This window comes from Enterococcus sp. M-BR2 (assembly GCF_056612775.1).
Genome location: NZ_CM152743.1, coordinates 2,330,173 through 2,353,669 on the forward strand (window position 1 = coordinate 2,330,173; position 23,497 = coordinate 2,353,669).

Consider the following 23,497-nt stretch of genomic DNA (forward strand, 5'->3'; position numbering starts at 1 on the left):
GAGGAAAAGAAAATGAAACGTTTTGTGCGAATGGGAATTGATGTCGGTGGTACGCATACGAAAGCAGTGGCAATTGATAATGCGACACATGAAATCATCGGAAAGTCTTCAGTGAAAACGACCCACGATGATGTTCGTGGGGTAGCTGCAGGAGTCGTTCAATCTTTTCAAAATTGTTTGCGGGAAAATAATATTAGTCCAGAAGACGTTGTTTTTGTTGCACATTCTACTACGCAAGCGACGAATGCGCTGATTGAAGGGGACGTAGCAAAAGTCGGTGTAATCGGTATGGCAAAAGGGGGATTAGAAGGCTTTTTAGCAAAACGACAAACTAGATTGAACGATATCGATTTAGGGAATAAGAAAAAAATAGAGATCGTCAATGCATTCTTACCTGTCAAACACTTAAATGTAGACCGTGTTTCAGAAACGATTTCTTCTCTAGAAAGAGAAAGAGCGGAAGTTTTGGTTTCTTCTATGGCATTTGGAGTAGATAATGGGGAACCAGAACGGGTCGTTTATGAAGCAGCATCGGTAAAATCGATTCCTACAACGATGGCTTCTGATATCACAAAATTATATGGATTGACAAGAAGAACTCGGACAGCAGCGATCAATGCGTCTATTTTACCCAAAATGCTAGATACGGCAACATCGACAGAAGACTCCGTACGAGAAGCAGGGGTCAATGTCTCTTTGATGATCATGCGCGGAGACGGCGGGGTAATGGAAATCAATGAAATGAAAAAGCGACCTGTTTTAACCATGCTTTCCGGTCCAGCAGCATCAGTCATGGGCTCTTTGATGTACTTGAGAGCGTCTAATGGGGTTTATTTTGAAGTAGGCGGAACAACAACCAATATCGGGGTCATTAAAAATGGACGTCCAGCAATCGATTATTCAATTGTAGGTGGCCACCCAACATATATCTCTTCATTAGATGTTCGGGTTCTAGGTGTGGCAGGCGGTTCGATGGTACGGGCCAATCAGTCAGGAATCATCGATGTCGGTCCACGTTCTGCACATATTGCCGGTTTAGATTATGCAGTATTTACGGAGACAGAAAAAATCAAAGGTCCTAAGGTTGAATTTTTCTCTCCTAAAGAAGGAGACCCTGCTGATTACGTCAAGGTAGTGATGGAAGACGGAGAAGAAGTGACTATTACAAATACATGTGCAGCCAATGTCCTTGGATTAGTGCAAGAAGAACATTTTTCTTATGGAAATGTCCCATCTGCACGAAAAGCCATACAGGCATTAGCAGACTATTGTCATACGACGGTTGAAGACATCGCAGAGCAGATCATGGAAAAATCCTATGCTAAGATTGAACCAGTGATTTTAGAATTGGCAGACAAGTATCATTTGGAGAAAGATCAGATTTCTCTTGTAGGTGTAGGGGGCGGCGCTGCCTCTTTGATTACTTACTTCAGCAATAAAATGGGTGTGAAATATTCCATCCCTGAAAATGCTGAAGTGATCTCTTCTATTGGTGTGGCACTTGCAATGGTCCGAGATGTTGTAGAACGTATCATTCCTTCACCAAGTAAAGAAGATATCCGATCATTGAAAAATGAAGCGATGAATAAGGCGATTGAATCAGGTGCTACGCCAGAATCGATCGAAGTCCACGTAGAAATCGATCCACAGACTTCAAAAGTAACGGCTATCGCTACTGGTTCTACGGAAGTGAAAGCAACCGATCTAACCAAGGAGATCACAACAGAAGAAGCACTAGAGCTTGCTGCAGAGGATATGCGATTAAATAAAAATGAAGTTTGCTTATTGGAAAATACACCTTTCTTTTATGTATGCGGCGAACAGCATCGTTCAAAAAATGCTGGAAGTCTTCGGATCATCGACCAAAAAGGATTTATCAAGGTCCAACGTGGACATGCTTCTTGTCTGAAAACAACTGCAGCCAATTATATGGCAGCAGTCGAACAACTTTGGGAAGATATGGCAGTTTATCAAACGGAGTTGATCGCCCGACCAGAATTTTATCTCTGTTTAGGAGCAAGAGTCTATGATTTTACAGCGACGGATCTGGAACAACTCCAGCTTTTGATGGATCTGGAAGTATCTACTATGGAACCAGAGGAAGAAGTGATCGTCGTTGCCGGAAATATCAAACAAACATAAGTTAGAAGAGTTACTAAACAAATTACAACAGATCCCCGAAGAAATTTGGGGATTCTATCAGTTTCAGCGAGATTTGTTTTGGAAAAAGATTCCTTTGTCCAAGCAGAAAATCCTCATACAACAATCAATCGATTGTGGTATCGAAACGGCATGTAGCATCCAAAAAAAGTACCCTTTTGCCGATGTAGGAGAAATTTGTGAACAAATGGCTATTCCAATCGTTCCTTGTGAATCAGAGCAAATAAACGAACGAATCACTTTTGCAACTTATGCAGAAGATGAAGGGATCCGATTGATGACGGAGCCGTTAGAAAAATTAAAATGTTCAGGACTTACTTCGATCTCTAAAGAAACAGCGCAAGCTTTGATTATTGGACATGAACTATTTCACCACATTGAAGCTTCTGTTAAGGGAATTTATACGCAAAACGAAAAAATTGTGCTATGGCGGCTGCCTTTTTATACACACCAATCAACCATTCGTGCATTGAGCGAGATAGCAGCGATGAGTTTTTCAAAAGAGATGAATCAAAGCCGTTTTTCGCCTTATGTATTAGAGGCAGTCTTGCTTTGGCCATATAATGAAACGCGTAGCCAAGGGATTTTAGAAGAAATAAAAGAAATAGAAAAAAGATGTGCGGAGTATGATTTTGCTCACAAATAAAGAGGTTGTGACAGAAGTAGTCAGCTTCAAGAAATAAGAAGGAATTTACGAAAATGGCTTCTTAAATTTTTGTGACATTTCGGCTTATTTCAAAGAAGCTACTTCTGGAACACCGTGTATAAGAGGTTGTGAAATCAGCGTTTGAGCTAATACCGAGGGTCAGCTGATTGAACACTGTTTAAGAAAGAGGTCGTGAGCCTGCCGTTTGACTATGAGTCACAAGTCACAATATTCAATAAACATGAGAATCTGTTTTTGGAAATTGCTCCTTGTGACTGAGGAGTTGGCAGGAGAAAACTGAAAGGGACTGTGACACGATTTTTGTCACAGTCCCTTTATTTGATGGGTCTTTCCTGAATATCTTCAAAATAATCGGGGTAATTATGAATCACGTATTCTTGCTCTTCGATAATCATATGTAAATGCATCGTACAAAGAAACCCGACTTCATCAAAGTTATGATCAATCATTGATTGAAGCATTGTCTGATGTTCATCCAATACTCGACCCCAATCTAATTCTGAAATCGTCAAACGCAACCATCTGAAACGGTTCAAGTGCGTACTATAACTTTCCAGCCAGTCCCAAATCTCTCGTTTTCCTGCAATTTCATAACAAGTTCGGTGGAAATCAGTATCCAAATCAAAAAAAGCTTTTTTATTTTGAGCGATCACTGCCTGATCGGTTTGTTCTAATATTTTTTCTAGTTTAGCTTGATCTTGCGCTGTCATTTTCGCACTACATTCTTGCAGGATCGGTTTTTCCAGCTTTTCCCGCGTATAACGGGCTAATGAAGCAGATCGGATATCGATTTTTGAAACATAGGTGCCGGACTGTGGAATGGTTTTTACAAGCTCCTGATTACGAAGCTGGATCAGTGCTTCCCGAATCGGTGTGCGCCCGATAGCTAGTTGTTCTTCTAACACTTTATCGGAGATTTTACTTCCAGGTGCTAACTCGGAATAAATGATCTGTTTACGGATAGATTCATAAGCTTGCTGCTGTAAATTATTGATACCCATTAAAACTTCCTTTCTGTGTAAGTATAATCTATTATAACATAAATCGCTTACAAAACGTGTGGGTGCAAAGACGTATTCTTGAAAAAAAGCCCTGATAGGCATGCCTATTAGAGCCTCGAAAAGAAAATACTGAATCAATCTGGTCGTACCTCTTGGATCGGTTTGACATGACCGCCAATTCTTTTAGCAAAAGCTTCGGATTCTTTTTTGTCTTTGAAAATGAGCAGATTGTCTAAGTTTTTTTCCCGAGTACGGCAGCCAGTTTTATCGATGTAACCGTGCATTACTTTAACGACATACATGGGGATCACCTGCTTTTTTCTTTTCATTATACGAACTACTCGACACAATACAAGAAAAATGCTTAGACGGTTTTTTATTAAGAAATAGCATTATCCAGAGAAGCGTACGCTTGGAATAACTGATCTAGCTCCGAATTGACTTTGCTCAGCTTCACTAATCGTTGCGAATCAGAAAGTAAGAAACAGTGTTTACTGCTACCAATAGTTTTTAATTTTTTGTCTTCAGTTCCCACAATTTCGTAGCTAAAATCCAAACGTGTCCCCGTATATTTTTGGATAGTTGGATGGATGCTCACTTTTTCTCCGTAATGGATCATTTCTTTATAGCTGCAATTTACTTCCAGAACGGGGATAATGATTCCAGATTCTTCGATTTTTTTATAGGGAAACCCTAGATGTACCAATAAGGCTACCCGAGCCTCTTCGAACCAGCGGATATAATTGCTATGATGAATAATCCCCATTTGATCTGTTTCATAATAAAAAGGTTCTCGTACATAACCTGTAAATTTCTCCATGATTCATGCCTCGTTTTCCATTGATTTTTTACAAAAATAATTCATCCACTTCGGAAGTGCTTCGCTGATCTGTGTCGGCAAAACGACATATTGTTCTCTTGCTAGCTGGTCTCCGATGAAACTATGAAGATAAACAGCTGCCGCAATCGTTTGGTCATTTTGAGGGAATTGGGCCAAGAACCCTGTGATCATCCCTGCTAAAGTGTCACCCATTCCGCCTGTTGCCATAGCAGCTGAACCTAAAGGATTGGTGTAGAAGTGTTGGTGACCATAAATTTTTGTCTCATGACTTTTCAAAACGACCGCAGCACCGATTTCCTGTTGCTTCTTTTTGTTTTCTTCATCTTGCTGTTCTTGTATCGGTAGAGCACTCAACCGTTGCCACTCCATTTGATGAGGTGTAAGTACTGTTTGTTCGGGATAGGGTAGCGAAAGATGGTTAGCAGCCAGTAAACTTAAAGCAGAGCCATCGATCACCAGCCATTGTTCTTTTGATTGGTTTTCTAGTACTTGTTTGAAACGTTCCAAACTCTTGGAAGAAGTACCCAATCCGGGACCAATCAAGAGTACATCTGCTTGCTTTATCACGGAAAGAAACTGGTCAGTATCCGTCCAATCTACGATCATTGCTTCTGGCAGATGACTGTGAAGGGCACTCCGATTTTTTTCATCCGTTACTACTGTTGTGAGACCTGCTCCACTGTGTACGGCAGCTAAAGCACTCATGATGATTGCTCCGCCGTATTGTTCATTGCCGCCAATCAAAACGACACGTCCAAATGTTCCTTTATGTGAAATTTTTGGACGAGGTGTGATGACTCTTTTCACTAGTTGTTCGTCTATCAGCATCAAAAAACCTCCTTTTACTCATTATAACGTATATTTTTTTTAGAGAAAAACAGATAAGAAAAGGAATTGTCAGATTTTTTGAACTATTTTTTTCTGTAATTTGTGGTATCATGAACACGAAGACTTAAATAAGTGGAGGATTAACTTTATGACAATTGATTGGCAAAAAGAAGTAGAAGCACGTAAAGAAGACTTGCTTGAAGACTTAAAAAATCTTTTACGTGTCAACAGCGAGCGAGACGACTCAAAAGTAACACCAGATGCACCATTTGGACCTGGACCTCGCGACGCATTGAAACATATGTTAGCTTATGGTGAACGTGATGGATTTAAAGTAAAAAATGTCGATAACTATGCAGGGCATATTGATCTTGGCGAAGGAGACGAAACACTAGGGATATTTGGACACATGGATGTCGTTCCTGCAGGAGATGGCTGGGACACAGATCCTTATGAACCAGTGATCAAGGATGGAAAGATCTTTGCACGCGGATCAAGTGATGACAAAGGCCCAAGTATGGCAGCTTACTATGCGATGAAAATCATTAAAGAACTTGACTTGAAACTATCGAAAAAAGTACGTTTCGTAGTCGGTAGTGATGAAGAAAGCGGCTGGGGCGATATGGCTTATTATTTCGAACATGAAGAAGAACCAGATTTTGGTTTCTCGCCAGATGCTGAATTTCCAATCATCAATGGTGAAAAAGGAAATGTTTCTTTAGCTTTACGATTCAAAGGCGACAATGCAGGAGATTACGTATTGAAATCTTTTGTTTCCGGACTTCGCGAAAACATGGTGCCAGGAACAGCAACTGCAGCACTTCAAGTACCAAGTGCAGATGCAGCTATCGCGATGGAAGAAGCATTTTACCAATTCATCGAAGCCAATCCAGTAAGCGGAACAATTGAAGCAGACAATACGTATGTAAAAATAGAATTAGTTGGTAAAGGCGCACATGGTGCAAGCCCACAATCCGGTATCAATGCTGGTTCTTTCTTGGCATTGTTCTTAGATAACTATGAATTCTTAGGATCTGCTAAACAATTTATCCATGTAGCAGCTGCTTATGTTCATGAAGATTTCTATGGAGAAAAACTAGGAGTCGCTTATGAAGATGAAAAAATGGGCAAATTGACAATGAATGCTGGACTATTTGCTTTTGAAGAAAATGGTACAGAGGAAGCGAACTTCATCAATATGAATTTCCGTTTTCCAAAAGGTGTAACAGTAGACGGATTGCAAAGTGATATCGAACAAACAGTCGGTCAAGAAGGTGCAACAGTTACTCGAGGTGCTCGCGTAATGGAACCACATTACGTACCGATGGATGATCCCTTGGTGGCTACATTATTGCAAGTCTATGAAGACCACACTGGAGAAAAAGGCTACGAACAAATCATCGGTGGCGGAACTTACGGACGTTTGTTGAAACGTGGCGTTGCTTATGGAGCGATGTTCCCAGGATATACTGATACAATGCACCAAGCAAACGAATTTATGAGTCTTGATGACTTGTTCAGAGCAACAGCAATCTATGCAGATGCCATCTATCGTTTGGCGAAATAAAAATACTAAAAAACTCCGGCTATCTCTGATAGCTGGAGTTTTTATGTTTAAAAATGAGTCAGTACATCGGTCTTCCTAAAAGTAATTCAGTTCGTCTTTTGATTTATCAGGAGGGATCAAAAAGGCGAAAGCACTAAGTATAGCAAAACTTGTGATGATTTGCGTACGATACGTAAACCAATAATGAATCTGTGAGTGATTAGCTAAAATGTTGTACCAAATATACGGCGTTACAGCAGCTAAGACAAACAAAACTAGAAGTTGGAACGGATGCCAGCTATTTCGTTTACGATAAGCAAAATAGAGAAAAACAAGGCAAGTAATCAATAGCAATAATATTGCTACTTTTGGATACATCAATCTAATATTGCTTTTCAGCATCTCTAATCGATGCAACGGGTATTTGTCGTTTCCTTCCGTTCGAAAGAGGATTTGGTTGATTGCATCTTTTACAATGTTTTTGTTCAATATGATCGATGATAGGATCCATTTAGTCACCCATGTCAAACCATAGCCTAATCCCCAAAAGATACCGGTAAAAACAAAACTGCCTACTTGTTTGCTCAATGAACTGCGTTTATCCATTAAATACTTATTTGTTACATAATAAATAATGATCACAGGTATTCCCCAAGAGATGACCGGTGTTGTCAACAAGTCAAAAAAGTTAGCTAAAGAACCAATGACAAAGAAATACAAGAATAATTGTTGATTGGTCTTGAACAATTGTGGTTTTGTTAAAAATAGTAATACAGACAATAATGTCAAAATCCAAATATTTGAAAACTGCATACTGAAGAAAAAGATTGCGGCATTTCCTATAACAAGCGAGATTAATAAGGCTATCGCTAAATAGATGTCGCTACGCTTGATTAAAAAGTAGCTCGTGAACCCAATCAACAGAAAAAGAACAGCTTCGTAGATCATCCGAATGCTACCTAAACTCATCACTAGCAATAAAGGTCTCAAAAAGAGCTGATAACCATGCCAATAACGAGGATAATCCGCCATAGACATCGCATTCTCCAATGGGTTCAATTCAGGGTCTGCTTTTGTTTTTCGTATCATCAAATGATCAGTAAAGTTATCTAACCGAGTACCTAGCATATTTCCTTGATTGATAGAAGGATACATCCCTTCTTTTTCAACCATCTGTAGAGATTTTTCTGCATTTGATTCAATAGAATGCTGCGGAATGACAAAAGTAATTGTCAGTAGTACGCAATAGCTAGCAATCAAGAAAACAAAAGCAAAAAATATCTTTTTAAATAGTTTCATGAGTATCTCCTATATCTGTTTTCATTTTTTCTCTTTTATCTAGTAAAAAAGGAGAGAGGATATAGACAGGCAAACTTAATGCTAAAACAAACACATACCGTAAACTAAAAGCCACAGGAGTAGCAATCATAATAGTAGCAAAAACAAGCATACCGGGAAGAAAAAGGAGTAAATACCGATATTTCTTCTTAAAGATTGCTAAAAGTGCACTGCCGATAGCTAACCACAATAATGTGCCGGAACCAAAGAAATCACGAGCATCAATGATTTTTTTCATTCCTGACAATCCAGTAAGATGTTCAATCAAATCTACTTGCTTTATCCCATAATTATTCGTATTTACACGAGTATCTAAAAAGCCGTAACTATTTTTTGTACCAGGTACCCAGAACCCGAACGTTTCTAAAATATAAGCATCAGTATAAATTTTTATATTATTTGGTAAATTTCTTGCCCATAGTGATAAAAATTCTTTTTTATGTGTATTCAAAAATTCATTGTTAAAATTTTTATGCCACTTGATTGAGTCTGCGAGACTAGGAGAATACGATTCATAATCTTTTATCGGGAGTAGCTGATTCATGAATGCTTTATCTTTCTTAGACAAGTCACCATCCATAACAATGGTTCTAGAAATTTGCTGCAAAGGAATACCTAATTGTTCGGCAGTTTCTGTAGGAATAGCATAACGAGCCAGCAACGGGTGGATGAGTAGTCCAGCAATCACTGTATAACCGAGTACCACTTGAAAGAACGCTTGATACCTTTTTTGTTTCAAAACAATCAAGCCGCAAATCAAACCTGTGCCGATTACTACATAAATCCCATTATTTCTTAGATAGGTAGTCAGTAAAGCAAGGATGATTACGTAAATCTGATTGAGAATCGTTGGCTTTTCTCGTTGAAAAATAAAGTCAAAAACCGCTAAGGAAAATAAAAAGCAGGCGATAGAGAACAAAGTATCTTTTTGCATGTTCAAGGCGTAGATTGGAAAAACCGGTGCAAATGCAAAATAGCATAAACTAATGAGTACCGGAAAAAAATGGATATTTCTTTTTAACAGCCAGCAAAGAGAATAGCTTATCGCTGAAGCTGTTATCAATGTTTGGAAAATAGAAAATAAAAATACACCGTGATTGATCGTATCAGTTGGTAAATCATGAACAAATAGCTTGACCAGCAAGGTGAATAAGACTGGATGATGATTGCTTATAGGAACATCACCCATAGATTGGGCGACCGAACTTAACGAATCAGGCAAAACCACTCCAGGATACAATGCCAACAGATAAGGAAGCCAACACAGAACTAAAAAGACAGTAAAGAATAAAAAATATTTTCTTGAAGAGAAAGCCTGTGCGTTTTTAGCAGTAAAAAATATTTCCAGTTTTGGCATTGATAAATAAATCGATTGTAAAAATAAAAAAGAATACACAAAAACGGAGAAAAAAACAAGAAAGTAAAAAATACTTCCATCAGCAATCGTTGTCTTTGTATAGTTTGCTGAGACATACTGAAATTGTATCTGTCTGCCAATAGAAAGTGTAAGAGCAAAAGCTACAGAAAAAAACAATCGGGCAATAGCTGCAACTTTGTTTTTTATTGAAAACAACTTTATTCTATATTGCTTAAAAGCAAGTAGCAAAACCATGGCTAAACCAATGATTACTACTGGATTCAAAGTTCCTAAACCATAAGAAGTAAAAAAAGCAAAACCTGACGCAAATAAAGTGGCAAAAAAAGCAGGAAATAGATTCTCCTTTTTCTTATGCATAAAAAAGGCCTCCTACTTCATTTCTTTATTTTGATATTCGTGGTAGACATGGTATAAATTCAATTCATATTCTTTCTTGGCATTTGTGACGACCGTATCCAAAATCAACCCTGTTACTAATGAAAGAAGGGCTAAAGTCATCAATCCCGTACTTAAAATCGCAGAAGGGATGCGTGTAATAAAGCTTGTCAGCATATATTCACGAATCACAGGAATCCCCGTGACCAATCCAAATAAAAAGAAGAAGATGGTCCAGACCCCAAAGAAAAGCAAAGGTTTATAATCTTTGCACATTTTGATGATCATCATGATCACTTTGAATCCGTCAGAGAATGTATTCAATTTTGATTCGCTACCTTCAGGACGATCGCGATAATCGATTGGGATCTCAACGAACTTGAATTTTTTATCTAAAGCATGGATCGTCAATTCTGTTTCGATTTGAAAACCAGAACTCATAATAGGGAAGCTTTTGACAAAAATTCGATTGAATCCTCGATAGCCGGTCATGACATCGCGAATTTTTGTTTTATATAAGTAAGTAATTGTATTTTTAACAAGATTATTCCCAAAATCATGGAAAGGACGCTTATTTTCATCAAAATAGGTTCCATTTGATAGACGATCGCCAATGACCATATCTGCTTCGCCAGAACGTAATTTCTCAAGCAAACCATGTGCAGCTTCTGCAGGATAAGTATCATCACCATCTACCATCAAATAATAATCGGCATCAATATCAAAAAACATTTGACGGATTACATTCCCTTTTCCTTGACGTGGTTCTTTCTTTACGATTGCTCCGCCTTGAACGGCCAATTCGTATGTTCGATCGGTCGAATTATTATCATAGACATAAATATCTGCTTCTGGCAATTCCCTTTTAAAATCTTCAATAACAGTTGAAATTGTCGCCTCTTCGTTATAACAAGGAATGAGCACGGCAATTTTTTCACGTGATTCCATTTGTCACTCTCCTTATATAATAAAACTAATCTTATTTCAAGAATACCGTATAATAACTACAAATACTAGCTATTCCAAGAGGAAATAGCCCTATTTTTATAAAAATCACCCACTATAAAAGAAGGATAGGATACCTCTCTTTTAGATAGTGGGTGCGTATTCGTTATTTCATTTTTTTGACGTATTAATCTATTGCGCCCTTTTTTCTTGAAATGTCTAATACGGTTCCTGTATGAGCATCTGCTAAAAATTCATAATAAACAGTTTCGCCATCTTCTATCCGGGAAAGCCCACCCCGATAAGCACTCGACCGAACGGCGAATTTCCGAATAGGTTCTTTTTCAAAAGAGATCCAAGCACCTTCGATTGCGCCTTCTTTTAAAAAAGATGTTTTGATATTTTCAAGCACTTGGTCTGCTGATAACACTTTTTTGCGATGATACCAAATCGTTGAAGCTACCCCACTCAATAATCCTAGACCGATCCCAACGGCTAAACCGCCTTTAAAATAGCTTAATTCGCTTTCTTCATACATGTGGATATACCTCCTTCTTCTCACTTGCTACTCTTTGTGTTTATTTTACCACACTCTCATATTTTCTTTGAAATAAATAACCGCTACCAGAAAAAATAAGCTATAATAAATACGATCGGTCTGCAGAAAAAATCATATTTTATCCGCAGATCAATATAAGTCTGAGAGGAGTTTAGTCTGAAATTTAGACGAATAGCATATGGAAGAAAAAACATTTCAACGAATCAAAGAGTTAACAGAATTACAAGGAACAAGCGGTTTTGAACAAGACGTTCGCGCCTATATGGAAAGTCATATGGAACCGCTGGTAGATGAGTTACAGTTAGATGGTTTGGGCGGCATTTTTGGGCTGCGCCACCATGAAGAAGCGGATGCACCTCGTGTAATGGTCGCAGCACATATGGATGAAGTCGGATTCATGCTGACACAAATCCAAGAAAACGGGCTTTTTAAAGTCGTACCTCTAGGCGGATGGAACCCTTACGTTGTTTCTGCTCAACGTTTTACACTTAAAACCTCTACTGGTAAGAATTATCCATGTATTTCTTCTTCCGTTCCCCCACATTTATTACGAGGAACAAGCGGACAAAAATCAGTAGAAGTAACAGATATTTTGTTCGATGCTGGGTTTGAATCAAGAGAAGAGGCAATGAGTTACGGTGTTCTTCCAGGAGACACAATCGTTCCTTACGCTGAAACGATCAAAACAGCCAACGGGAAGAATATCATCAGCAAATCGTGGGACAACCGCTATGGCTGTACAATGGTATTAGAAGCTTTAGAAGCGTTACAAAATGAAACATTAGGTCATACATTGATTGCAGGCGCGAATGTCCAAGAAGAAGTAGGCTTGCGTGGTTCTAAAGCTTCTGTCAATAAATTCAAGCCAGATCTGTTCTTTGCAGTAGACTGCTCTGCAGCAGATGACACAGTGACGAAAAATGGCACATTCGGACATTTAGGAGAAGGTACATTGATGCGTATCCAAGATCCAGGTTTGATCATGCTTCCTCGTTTGCGTGAGTACTTGCTAGATATCGCTGAAACAAACAACATCCCTTATCAATACTTTGTTTCAAAAGGCGGTACAGATGCAGGTGCTGCTCATACACAAAATGAAGGAATCCCAAGTACAGTGATTGGCGTAGTGGGACGTTATATCCATACGCATCAAACGATGTTCAGTATTCGCGATTTTGAAGCTGCACGAGAAATGTTGATTCAAACATTGAAAGGTTTAGATAAATCAACAGTGAACACAATCGTATACGGGAAATAACGCGATAGTGAAACTATAAAATCTGGCAAAAGCAACCTTTTGTCAGATTTTTTTTATAAAAAGAGGATCAATGTTTGTTAGTTCGAAAGAAAGGTGTATAATTTAATTGAAAAATACATAAACAGAAAGTAGAGGAAAAAGAATGATTATCCCAAATAGTTTAGAAGAATTAGCAGGCTACGTAGAAACTGGAAAAAGTGTATTTTTCTTTACTGCCGGCTGGTGCGGAGACTGCCGTTTTATCAAACCGCAAATGCCTGAAATCGAAAATGACTTTTCTGATTGGCAATTTATTGAAGTAGACCGTGACAAGTACATAGATGTAGCCGCTGAATGGAACATTTTTGGTATCCCAAGTTTTGTCGTGATCCAAGACGGAAAAGAATTAGGTCGTCTAGTGAATAAAGATCGTAAAACAAAACAGGAAATCGAATCGTTCCTAGAAAGTGTAATAAAAGGCTGACATCTGTTAGGAGGGGTCAAGATGAATCAAGAATATAAGAACATTTTAGTAGGTATTGACGGTAGTGAACAAGCACTTGCTGCTTTCAAAAAAGCGGTAGAAGTGGCTCGCCGTAATAATGGGAAAGTATATGTAGCAAATGTAATCGATCAGCAATTTTATAATTTTATGGGCTATGCTCCTATTGATCAAAATCTAGTCGATCAGCAAACTGAAACAGCCAAGCAAATGATCGAAGAATGTAAAGAATATGGAAAATCTGTTGATTACACAAATATAGAAGGAATTATTGCATACGGCTCTGTTCGTGAATCCATGGCAGTCAAATTGCCAAAAAAATATGCAATCGATCTAATCATGGTTGGGCAGTCTGGACTAAATGCAGTCGAACGCTTTATGACAGGAAGTGTAGCCAGCTACGTCATACGTCATTCACCTTGTGATGTCTTGATCGTTTCTGACGAAGAAGAACAGCCAAGTAATTAAGCAAGTGGAACTTGTATAACCTTTTTAATCAAACAGTAAAGGGACTGTGACAAAAGTCTTGTCACAGTCCCTTGTTACGAATAAATGGTGTTCCAGAAGAAGCTTCTTCGGAAATAAAGCATGAAAAAAATCTCATGCAGTGAATGCAATTTTTTGTTAAGATAAATCTCAGCAAAGGATAATGGAGGAAAGAACATGATTTTTGCTTATAACAAAGCACACGTCGGAGACACTTTGATGGTTATCATAGCCGACGATAAAGGAACAGAAAACACTGTCGAACGTAAATGGAATGTTGCTCGGATCAAAGATGAACAAGGTCAAGTTGTTGCTTGGAACTTTTTCCATATCTCCGATCATCTAACAATTGAAGGGAACGGCCAAGTAAGCTTAACAGATGAAGAATTAGCAAAATTGAATCGATTGATTAAAGAAGCAGGATTCGAAGAACAGCTTGAAGCTGATCATGAACCGAAGATCGTTGTCGGGTATGTAAAAACATGCGTCCCGCATCCTGACTCTGACCATTTATCGATTACTGAGACAGAAGTGGACAATGGGACAGTATTGCAAATTGTTTGCGGTGCACCAAATATCGAAGCTGGACAAAAAGTTATCGTTGCAAAACCAGGAGCCATGATGCCAGATGGAATGATGATCTGGCCAGGAACTTTGCGAGGGGTAGCCAGCTATGGAATGATTTGTTCTGCTCGTGAATTGCATTTGCCAAATGCTCCAGAAAAAAAAGGAATCTTAGTATTGCCTGAGGATGCCGTAGTCGGAGAAGTATTTCCAAAATAAAGAGGTTGTGACAAGTCTTTGTCACAACCTCTTTTTTATTAATTTTCACTATTTTGATTTTGTTTTAATGCCGATTGATCGATCGTCAATTCAACAGTAGTTGTTTTTTCTTTCGAGCCTTCATAGTAAGTGATTTTGACAGAATCTCCCACTTTTTTCTTATACAAAGCAGATTGAAGTTCTACACCAGAAGAAACTTCTTTGTCATCGATCTTAGTAATGACGTCGTATTGTTTCAACCCAGCTTTTTCTGCCGGTGTAGCTGTTTGGACATTTGTCACGATGACACCGTTAGTTACAGATGAAGGAATCTTCAAGATTTGTTCTTGTTGCTGAGTAGAAACGGCAGATAAGTCGACCATTGTGATACCTAGAGCTGGACGTGTCACTTTTCCGTCTTTTTCCAGTTGGTTGATAATATTCACTACATCGTTACTTGGGATGGCAAATCCCATTCCTTCTACGCTTACATTAGAAGTCGATTCAGAAGTACTTGCGATCTTACTTGAGTTGATACCGATAACTTGTCCTTCGATATTCACTAAAGGACCACCAGAATTTCCCGGGTTGATCGCTGCATCTGTTTGGATCGCATTGATATTGACTGTTTCGTTCGATTCATTCGTACTTGTTACTTGTCGGTTCAAGGAAGAAATGATTCCTGAAGTGACAGAATTCGCATATTCAGATCCTAATGGGGAACCAATCGCAATCGCAGGTTCACCAACCTTCAAAGCACTTGAGTCCCCAAAAGAGGCAACCGTTTCGACTTTGTCTGAACTGATCTTCAACACCGCTAAATCTGAATAGGCATCTGTTCCAACTAATTCAGCTTTTACCTTCGTACCGTCTTTCATCATGACTTCCAAACCTTGCTGTCCATCTACTACGTGATTGTTTGTGACTACATAAGCAGTATTCCCGTCTTTTTTGTAGATTACGCCGCTTCCTTCACTATAAGCTTCCAAATTACTATCATCTGAGCTGCTACTTTCTTCTTGCTGCCCGAATAATCCGCCAAAACCGCTTGATTGGTTTTGACTTTGTAAGTTGATAACAGAAACGACAGCGTCTTGAACTTTATCTACCGCTTTGGTGATATCAGAATCTACATTGACTTTGACATTTTCCACAACTGTTTCACCGGCAGAATTTTGATTGCCGCTTGTAGCAGTAGAACTATTGTTGCCAGTGCCCATCGCTGCATAAAAAATGCCAGCTGTCAGTAGTCCTCCAACGATCCCTCCAACAAGCCCCAGACCCAACTTACGCCAGAGGCTATTATTTTTATTTTTTTTCATCTTTGGTGTCACATTTTTTCTATCCATGTGTTCCTCCTCCAATTACATTCATTTATCTACTGTTAGTATAGTCTTATTTGTTGACTTTAGTCTACTTTGAGACTTTGAACTTTTTATGAAAAACTTTAGGAAAAATCATTGTTTTCAGATGAAAATATTTGATTTTCTTTTTCCACAGATATTGTGTAAAACTACGCGGATAGGATTGGAAAAATAAGGGATAAAACATATCCACAGCCTGTGTATAAAGTGGATAAATTCTTATAAAACGTATGTTTGCCTAATGAATGTGATGAAATAAGGTAAAACAATGCTGTTTTCTGTGGATAAACCTGTGGATGTTGTGCATAACTGTTGGGGAAATCTTTTTAACAAAAATAGTCAAAATAAACATATAGACGAAAAAATTGATTATAATAAACAAAGTGAGCGTGAAGATCAAAGGAGAGAAAACATGAATATCAAAATTATTTCAGTAGGAAAATTAAAAGAAAAATACTTGATCCAAGGTATCAATGAGTATGTCAAACGGCTGAATGCCTATGCGAAAATCGAATTGATCGAAGTTCCTGACGAAAAAGCCCCGGAGAATTTAAGCGAAGCGCAAATGAGACAAGTAAAAGAAAAAGAAGGAGAACGGATCTTAGCGAAAATCAAAGAACAAGAATACGTCTATGCCTTAGCAATTGAAGGGAAAAATCCCACAAGCGAATCTTTTGCTAAACAAATCGACCAATTAGGTATCCAAGGAAAAAGCCACCTTGTTTTTGTTATCGGCGGTTCTTTAGGACTCAGCGAAGCCGTCATGAAAAGAAGCAATGCTCAGATCTCTTTTGGCAAAATGACGTATCCACATCAATTGATGCGCCTGATCCTCGTCGAGCAAATCTACCGTGCCTTCCGGATCAACGCGGGGGCTCCATACCACAAATAATGATATTTTTTAAGAGAAAAAATTATCCCTATTTTAAATAATAGCAATAGGTAGTGGTAGGGAGAAATTTATAAATAACTTTTTTATTTGCTTTGGTAGCCAAGTAAGTTGCAAAAGAAAAATAGATACTGTTAAAAAGATAATGTAGACATAGAAACAAATACGTAAAATTTTAGTTAGAATAATGGCAAGGAGAAAAAACATGATAGATGAAAAAAAGTGTTTAAAAAATCTATTGGAGGATATGGATGATATTGAAGAAAAACTATCTAAATGGACTAGGAAAACAAATATATTTCAGATACTTAAGCTATCTAAAAATGAAATAAGACATAGTAATTTTTTAGCTTTTTTGTTTGCTCCAAATGAAACCCACAATTTATCTGATGAGTTTTTTAAAATGTTTTTGAAAAGGTATATAGATTCTAATGATGATACCAAAGTTGCTATCAATTATTTTGATGCTTTACTTAATAGCTATGAAGATTTAATTGTTTATAGAGAAAATAAGAATATTGATATTTTATTGGTATCGGAAAAAAATAAAATAGTGGTGTGCATCGAAAATAAAATTCTGTCTTCGGAGTCTGGAGGGCAACTTAATAAATACCAAAGATATATAGAACGCAATTATTCTAACTATAAAAAAATTTTTGTTTTTTTAACTCCAGATGGAAATGAACCCACAAATCCTAGTTGGGGCATAATTACTTACAAGAATATCGTTGAAGAGAGTGTAAAATATTTTTAGTAAAAGATCATCTTATAATTTCAATGTTAGTAATGAAGCAATACAAAATATGTATTGTTTATTCTAACTACAAAAGGTTATTGGAAAAAACAATAACTATTTAGTAAGATTTACCCGTGGTGCTAGTTAATTTTTTCCTAGAGGAAAATGTCTAAACATGTTGGTAAATCAACAAAAAAAACGCATATAGTAGTCTCAAAACTCCCAAGAAATGAGGACTACATATGCGTTCATCAAAATATACTGAACATTATACAGATACTTTTATAACATTCAAGGAAATTATGAGAACTGTTTCTAACATATACCACAATTGTGTACCAGATAAGATTAAAAACCGAAGAAATACTGATCAACTGAAGCAACGCGATACAGTGATTATTGCTTGTGTTATATGGGGCATAATTAATGGCTATACTAGCCAAAGAGCCACGTATAGAGCGGTTTGTTCCGTCTTATTTCCTAATGGTGACTTTCCTAGTAGGAGTCGATTCACTCGCTTAAGTTCAAACTTAGCTTACACTATCAAGATTATTCGATACTTTTTCATCAAGAAGCTCACCAAAGGTGAACTAGTCGGAATTATAGATAGTTTTCCTAGTCCATTATGTAAACCAGTTAGAAATAGACAAGCAAAACTATTGAATCAAATAGCCAAAGTTGGCTATAACTCAACAAAAAAATCTTATTTTTATGGTCTTAAAATTCATATGATCGTTACTAAGACTAGCTTTCCGATTACTTACTCAATCACGAATCCAGGTGTCCATGACGTGAAAGTGTTAGAGACTTTATCGGAAGAAGCGAATCTTCCCAATATCCTAGGGGACAAAGGATATATTAGCCATAAAATCCATGAAAAGCTTGCCCTTAAGGGCATTACTATATCCGTTCCGCCACGTAAAAACATGGATAAATCAGAAAAACTAGACCACAGCTTACTTGGAAAACAAAGAAAAACAGTTGAGACTGTTTTTTCTTCCTTAGAAAAATTAGGTTGTCAAAATTTCAACTCACGTTCTGTTAAAGGGCTTGAGAGTAGATTTGAAAGCATATTACTGGCTTACAGTGTTCTATTAAGTCGAGCACAACGACGTTTTGAAGGAACTTTGAGATATTCTTTAGGATATTAAAATTAACTAGCACCACGGGTGATATTATGTAATAATATAAACATGATGAAACAAAAATTATCCAAATCTAACTTAGGAGGACTAATATGGAAAATTCTCTATATTTAGTGAAAGAGCCTAATACCCATTTGAGAGATTGTTACTTTAATTTTTGTGGATACTCAAAAACAGAACCTAGACATAGTTTTGGACCAGCTATTCGAGAACAGTACTTAATACACATAGTCTTAGAAGGTGAAGGTTATTATTCAATTAATGAACAAAAATACTATCTGAAAAAAGGACAAGGTTTTGTGATTCCACCAGGAGTATCTACTTTCTATCAAGCAGATGAAAAAAATCCTTGGTCGTATGTATGGTTGGGATTAAGTGGAGAACTTGTAGAATACTATCTAAAAGAAATCGGTGTTGGAAAGGAACATCTTGCTTTTAAAGTCGAAAATTTAAATTCATTTAAAGGATTAATTTTTGAAACCTTATCGTATGATCAGGACAATCTAGTTAGTGAATTGTCCAGACAAAAACAAGTTTATAAATTTTTAGAACTCCTCTTAAGTTCAGCTAGTTATCTGAATGAAGGGATAATTACTAAAAAGATGAATCCTTTTGTTCGTCAAACAATTAAAATAATCCGCGAAAATGCGTATCAAAAATTATCTGTTAAAGATATTGCTGTCAGTCTATCGATACACGAAAATTATTTATCACGATTGTTTAAGAATGATATGGGAATATCAATAAAAGAGTATATTAGTGAAATCAAAATTTCTATTGCAAACGATCTGTTATCATCAACTGAATATTCAATCCAGCAAATCAGTGACAAGATAGGATTCTCAACAGTACAATCTTTTTCTAAAGCCTTTAAGAAAGCAAATGGTGTTTCACCGGTAGTATATCGAAAACGTAGATTAGGTCTAGGAATCATTAATGGTGAATAAACTAAACATTTGATTTTGATAAATATTCGTTACTTTAAACGCTTACTATTTATGTGAGCGTTTTTTATAATGCAATAAAGAAACGGAGGAGAGCTTATGTATAAGGATAATGAAATGAATATTATTTATCGATCAGAAAACCAACAATTTCATTTGTTTAATCAGGAGATAAGTTACATTTTTAAGATATCGGAAGATGGTAAATTATTGCATTTATATTATGGAGAAAACTTGCCAGATAGCGATTATAGCCATCTAATTGAAATGCACCATCGACCTATGACTACTTATAGAAAGGAAAACGATTTATTATACTCCCTAGAGCACTTGAAACAAGAGTTTCCTGAATATGGTACAACAGATTTTAGACATCCTGCCATTTCACTACTACAGAAAAATGGCTCTCGTCTAACAGATTTTATATATCAAGGATACGAAGTAGAAGAAGGAAAACCAAAATTAGAAGGTTTACCTGCTACCTATGTTGATAATAATGATGAAAGCAAAACATTGAAAGTTTATGTTTTAGATTCAGTTACAAATGTTCAAGTAGAATTATTATATACAATTTATAGAGATTATCCTGTTATTACTCGTAGCGCGCGAGTTATGAATAAAGGAAAAGATATTCAAATAATCGAGAATATTAGCAGTTTATCATTGGATTTACCCGATGCAAATTATGAATGGCAACAATTATCTGGTGCTTGGGGAAGAGAAAGAACTATTAAGTCGCGTACTTTACAACAAGGAATTCAATCAATTGAATCTACTCGAGGTATTTCAAGCCATCAGCATAACCCATTTGTTACTTTAAAAAGAAAAAATACTGATGAAAATCAAGGAGAAGCTATTGGTGCAGCACTAGTTTACTCAGGAAACTTCTTAATTCAAGCAGAAGTAGATACATGGGATGTTACTAGACTACAAGTTGGCATCAATCCATTTGGATTTAATTGGAAACTCAATCCAGGAGAAATATTTACAGCACCAGAAGCGATTCTGGTTTATTCAAGTAAGGGTTTAAATGCCATGAGTCAAACTTTTCATCAACTATTTAGAAAACGCTTAGCTCGTGGTAAGTGGCGAGAAAAAGACCGTCCTGTCTTAATTAATAATTGGGAAGCAACATATTTTGATTTTGACGAAGAAAAGTTGGTAAATATTGCTAAAAAAGCATTTGATGTTGGTATTGAATTATTTGTATTAGATGATGGCTGGTTTGGAGAAAGAGAAAACGATTGTGCAGGATTAGGAGATTGGCATGTAAATCCTAAAAGACTACCTAGAGGGATCGGCAGCCTTTCAGAAAAAATTCGTAGTTTTGGTATGAAATTTGGTTTATGGTTTGAACCTGAAATGGTGAATAAGGATAGTGAGTTATATCGCACACATCCGAATTGGATTATTTCTACACCTAATCGAAAACCTAATCATGGTAGGAACCAATATGTATTAAATTTTGGGTTAGATGAGGTTGTTGAAAATATTTTTGATCAAATGTGTGAGATTATTGATGAATCTAACTTAGATTACATTAAATGGGATATGAATCGTCCATTAACTGATGTATTTGATAGTCACTTGTCAGCAAACCAACAAGGAGAAGTATTTCACCGATATGTACTAGGTGTATATCGCTTATATGAAAAACTCATAACAAAATATCCTAACATATTATTTGAGTCTTGTTCTTCAGGTGGTGGACGCTTTGACCCAGGAATGCTGTACTATGCTCCTCAAGCCTGGGCGAGTGATGATTCAGATGCAGTTGAAAGGTTAAAAATTCAATACGGAACCAGCATGCTTTATCCTGTTTCATCTATTGGCGCTCATGTGTCAATCGTTCCAAATCATCAAACAAATCGTGTAACACCTATAAAGACTAGAGGAAATGTAGCTTTTTTTGGTGCATTTGGATATGAGCTTGACTTAAATGAACTAAGCGAAGATGATTTGAGTATTGTCAAAGAACAAATTAGCTTTTATAAAAAATATAGAACCATAATTCATAATGGTACTTTCTATAGATTATTATCTCCTTTCGATGATGATAATCAAACCGCATGGATGGTTGTTAGTCATGATAAGAAGATTGCTATTGTAGCCCATTATAAAACATTGAATGAGGTAAACGCTCCTTATCGCCGACTGAAATTGAGAGGGTTAGATAGTGATAGATTTTACAATGTGGGACAAAATAATTTACGATCTGGAACGGAATTGATGAGAGCAGGACTAGTCTGTTCAGATGCATCTAGTGGACAAATAAATGATCAGAATCGACGCCCAGAAACATTTGATTTTGATTCTAAAATTTGGGTTATAACACAGGAGGAAAAGTAGAGATGAATAACCAAAAAAGCTTACTTCAAAAAGGAGCAATCTTAAGTATTTCACTAATGTTAACAAGCTCTCAAGCAATTAATGGTGTTATTCCACAAATGAAACAGTCTTTGGGGATATCACAAAGTCAAAGTGAACTTTTAGGAACTGCACCAAGTATAACTGTTATTGTGTTTATCTTATTATCTAGTTACTTTGCCAAAAGAATAGGAATGAAAAATACAATAATTTTAGGTTTATTATTAGCTGGTATAGGAGGAATTATCCCAGTATTTACAGCTACCTTCCAAACCGTTCTTATTAGTCGAGTAATATTAGGAGCCGGTTTAGGATTATATAATTCATTGGCTGTGACATATATCAGTTCTTTATATTCTGGCAATACTAGAGCAACACTATTAGGTATTAGAAATTCAATGGAAGCTTTAGGTCAGACAATTCTTATTTTTCTTGCTGGAGTTTTAGTGAACATTAATTGGACGGCTTCGTTTTTAGTCTATGCAATTGCGTTTCCTGTAGCTCTCTTATTCGCGCTAAAAGTTCCTGAAATTAGAGATGAAAATAGCGACATACCTGAAAATCATATAAAAGAAAAGATGAATCCAATGGTTTTTGCTCTAGTCCTATTTGCAATCTTACTCGTAATGAATAGCATTGCTATTTCTGTCCGATTTGCATCGATTGCAACTGAAATTAAAGGGGTAAACTTTAATGCTAGTAACTATTTAGCTCTAATGCCTATCTTAGGAATACTAGCAGGATTTATGTTTGGACCAATAAATAAGTGGATAGGAAAAGGAACCCTATACTTGGGAATTATATTCTTTATAATTTCAAATTTGTTAATTGCTACGTCAAATGGTAATATGGCGTTCCTGCTAACAGGTTTATTTTTATCAAGTATAACAGGATCGTGGTGTTTCCCATTTATCTTTAGTAACTTAGATAAAGTAACTACAAAGGATACAATTAATTTTGCTACTTCATTGATTTTTATTGGCTGTAATATTGGCAATTTTATAGCTCCTATTTCTATGCAATTAGCACAATTGCTAACTAGAAGTACAAACTTAACTGCTCCATTTTTTGTATTTGCAGGAATATTTATGGTGGTCTTATTTGTAACGTTTTTTGCGACAAAGAAAAAAACTACCAGAGTAATGACAAACTTATAAAAAATAGTTAAACCTAATCTATGATATTGAATAAAGGTCAATAAATTCGTTAGTTAGCTAACATATTGTTTGTGTTGTTATAAAAAGCATTCCTTCAACGGAATGCTTTTTAGTATGTTAATAATATGTTATCTAATAAAAAAATTATATAAAATACAAATTCAAATACCTATAGAGAGTGTATAAAATATTTTGTGTAAATAGAAAAAAGGAAGTCCCTTCTGTAGAATAAAGTTACCACACCCATTCACAGAAAAGAGGACTTCCCTA

General features: G+C 36.6%; 22 protein-coding genes. 13 read left to right on the forward strand and 9 right to left on the reverse strand.

Features of this window, described 5'->3' with window-relative positions; all coding sequences use genetic code 11:
- Positions 1 to 12: 12 nt before the first annotated feature.
- A complete protein-coding gene (locus AC1F25_RS11350; protein WP_479994114.1) occupies positions 13 to 2,142 on the forward strand; it encodes a hydantoinase/oxoprolinase family protein in 2,130 nt (709 codons plus the stop codon).
- Positions 2,117 to 2,806, forward strand: coding sequence for a hypothetical protein (locus tag AC1F25_RS11355; RefSeq protein WP_002344704.1), 690 nt, complete (start codon positions 2,117 to 2,119; stop codon positions 2,804 to 2,806). Before AC1F25_RS11350 ends, AC1F25_RS11355 begins: the two co-directional genes overlap by 26 nt.
- Positions 2,807 to 3,141: 335 nt before the next feature.
- Here AC1F25_RS11355 and AC1F25_RS11360 read toward each other — a convergent pair whose 3' ends face one another.
- The 4 genes from AC1F25_RS11360 to AC1F25_RS11375 form a co-directional block, all read right to left on the reverse strand.
- Positions 3,142 to 3,828 carry a GntR family transcriptional regulator gene (locus AC1F25_RS11360; protein WP_002312480.1) on the reverse strand — a complete coding sequence of 229 codons (687 nt, stop codon included), beginning with the start codon at positions 3,826 to 3,828 and terminating at the stop codon, positions 3,142 to 3,144.
- A gap of 134 nt (positions 3,829 to 3,962) precedes the next feature.
- Positions 3,963 to 4,130 (reverse strand): hypothetical protein, encoded by a 168-nt coding sequence (locus AC1F25_RS11365; protein ID WP_172966971.1) that lies wholly within the window; start codon positions 4,128 to 4,130, stop codon positions 3,963 to 3,965.
- A gap of 77 nt (positions 4,131 to 4,207) precedes the next feature.
- Positions 4,208 to 4,648, reverse strand: a complete 441-nt coding sequence (locus tag AC1F25_RS11370; protein WP_002309714.1) for an acyl-CoA thioesterase — start codon at positions 4,646 to 4,648, stop codon at positions 4,208 to 4,210.
- A gap of 3 nt (positions 4,649 to 4,651) precedes the next feature.
- Positions 4,652 to 5,497, reverse strand: coding sequence for an NAD(P)H-hydrate dehydratase (locus AC1F25_RS11375; protein WP_151668842.1), 846 nt, complete (start codon positions 5,495 to 5,497; stop codon positions 4,652 to 4,654).
- A gap of 148 nt (positions 5,498 to 5,645) precedes the next feature.
- Between AC1F25_RS11375 and pepV the strand changes: the two genes are divergently transcribed.
- A complete protein-coding gene (gene pepV / locus AC1F25_RS11380; RefSeq protein ID WP_002294157.1) occupies positions 5,646 to 7,064 on the forward strand; it encodes a dipeptidase PepV in 1,419 nt (472 codons plus the stop codon).
- A gap of 75 nt (positions 7,065 to 7,139) precedes the next feature.
- Here the strand turns inward: pepV and AC1F25_RS11385 are convergent, their stop codons facing one another.
- From AC1F25_RS11385 to AC1F25_RS11400, 4 genes are all read right to left on the reverse strand, one after another.
- The gene (locus AC1F25_RS11385) at positions 7,140 to 8,342 is read right to left on the reverse strand and encodes a hypothetical protein (RefSeq protein ID WP_086309937.1); all 1,203 of its coding nucleotides are present in this window, start codon (positions 8,340 to 8,342) and stop codon (positions 7,140 to 7,142) included.
- On the reverse strand, positions 8,329 to 10,116 hold the full coding sequence (locus AC1F25_RS11390) for a DUF6020 family protein (protein WP_479994115.1): 1,788 nt from the start codon (positions 10,114 to 10,116) through the stop codon (positions 8,329 to 8,331). The genes AC1F25_RS11385 and AC1F25_RS11390 overlap by 14 nt, the downstream gene beginning before the upstream one ends.
- 12 nt (positions 10,117 to 10,128) lie before the next feature.
- Positions 10,129 to 11,082 carry a glycosyltransferase family 2 protein gene (locus AC1F25_RS11395; RefSeq protein WP_002312486.1) on the reverse strand — a complete coding sequence of 318 codons (954 nt, stop codon included), beginning with the start codon at positions 11,080 to 11,082 and terminating at the stop codon, positions 10,129 to 10,131.
- 184 nt (positions 11,083 to 11,266) lie between these two features.
- On the reverse strand, positions 11,267 to 11,617 hold the full coding sequence (locus AC1F25_RS11400) for a PepSY domain-containing protein (protein WP_002309710.1): 351 nt from the start codon (positions 11,615 to 11,617) through the stop codon (positions 11,267 to 11,269).
- Positions 11,618 to 11,816: 199 nt separating this feature from the next.
- On the opposite strand from AC1F25_RS11400, the gene pepA reads away from it, so the two are divergent.
- The 4 genes from pepA (at position 11,817) to ytpR (ending at position 14,646) form a co-directional block, all read left to right on the forward strand.
- A complete protein-coding gene (pepA, locus tag AC1F25_RS11405; RefSeq protein WP_002294156.1) occupies positions 11,817 to 12,896 on the forward strand; it encodes a glutamyl aminopeptidase in 1,080 nt (359 codons plus the stop codon).
- Between the two features lie 142 nt (positions 12,897 to 13,038).
- Positions 13,039 to 13,359 (forward strand): thioredoxin family protein, encoded by a 321-nt coding sequence (locus tag AC1F25_RS11410; protein WP_002292632.1) that lies wholly within the window; start codon positions 13,039 to 13,041, stop codon positions 13,357 to 13,359.
- 21 nt (positions 13,360 to 13,380) lie between these two features.
- On the forward strand, positions 13,381 to 13,845 hold the full coding sequence (locus AC1F25_RS11415; protein WP_002292633.1) for a universal stress protein: 465 nt from the start codon (positions 13,381 to 13,383) through the stop codon (positions 13,843 to 13,845).
- 195 nt (positions 13,846 to 14,040) lie between these two features.
- On the forward strand, positions 14,041 to 14,646 hold the full coding sequence (ytpR, locus tag AC1F25_RS11420; protein WP_479994116.1) for a YtpR family tRNA-binding protein: 606 nt from the start codon (positions 14,041 to 14,043) through the stop codon (positions 14,644 to 14,646).
- A gap of 38 nt (positions 14,647 to 14,684) precedes the next feature.
- Here the strand turns inward: ytpR and AC1F25_RS11425 are convergent, their stop codons facing one another.
- Positions 14,685 to 15,974 carry a S1C family serine protease gene (locus AC1F25_RS11425; RefSeq protein ID WP_151668840.1) on the reverse strand — a complete coding sequence of 430 codons (1,290 nt, stop codon included), beginning with the start codon at positions 15,972 to 15,974 and terminating at the stop codon, positions 14,685 to 14,687.
- A 427-nt stretch (positions 15,975 to 16,401) separates the two neighbouring features.
- Here AC1F25_RS11425 and rlmH point away from each other — a divergent pair, with 427 nt between their 5' ends.
- From rlmH to AC1F25_RS11455, 6 genes are all read left to right on the forward strand, one after another.
- Positions 16,402 to 16,881 (forward strand): 23S rRNA (pseudouridine(1915)-N(3))-methyltransferase RlmH, encoded by a 480-nt coding sequence (gene rlmH / locus AC1F25_RS11430; protein WP_002287841.1) that lies wholly within the window; start codon positions 16,402 to 16,404, stop codon positions 16,879 to 16,881.
- Between the two features lie 202 nt (positions 16,882 to 17,083).
- Positions 17,084 to 17,632 carry a PDDEXK-like family protein gene (locus tag AC1F25_RS11435; protein ID WP_253248154.1) on the forward strand — a complete coding sequence of 183 codons (549 nt, stop codon included), beginning with the start codon at positions 17,084 to 17,086 and terminating at the stop codon, positions 17,630 to 17,632.
- Between the two features lie 224 nt (positions 17,633 to 17,856).
- Positions 17,857 to 18,765, forward strand: coding sequence for an IS982-like element ISEfm1 family transposase (locus AC1F25_RS11440; protein ID WP_002331980.1), 909 nt, complete (start codon positions 17,857 to 17,859; stop codon positions 18,763 to 18,765).
- Positions 18,766 to 18,851: 86 nt separating this feature from the next.
- Positions 18,852 to 19,706, forward strand: a complete 855-nt coding sequence (locus tag AC1F25_RS11445) for an AraC family transcriptional regulator (RefSeq protein ID WP_151669101.1) — start codon at positions 18,852 to 18,854, stop codon at positions 19,704 to 19,706.
- 96 nt (positions 19,707 to 19,802) lie between these two features.
- Entirely contained in the window at positions 19,803 to 22,052 is a 2,250-nt protein-coding gene (locus AC1F25_RS11450) for an alpha-galactosidase (RefSeq protein WP_002331978.1), read from the forward strand.
- 2 nt (positions 22,053 to 22,054) lie between these two features.
- Positions 22,055 to 23,227 carry an MFS transporter gene (locus tag AC1F25_RS11455; RefSeq protein WP_086325337.1) on the forward strand — a complete coding sequence of 391 codons (1,173 nt, stop codon included), beginning with the start codon at positions 22,055 to 22,057 and terminating at the stop codon, positions 23,225 to 23,227.
- Positions 23,228 to 23,497: the final 270 nt, after the last annotated feature.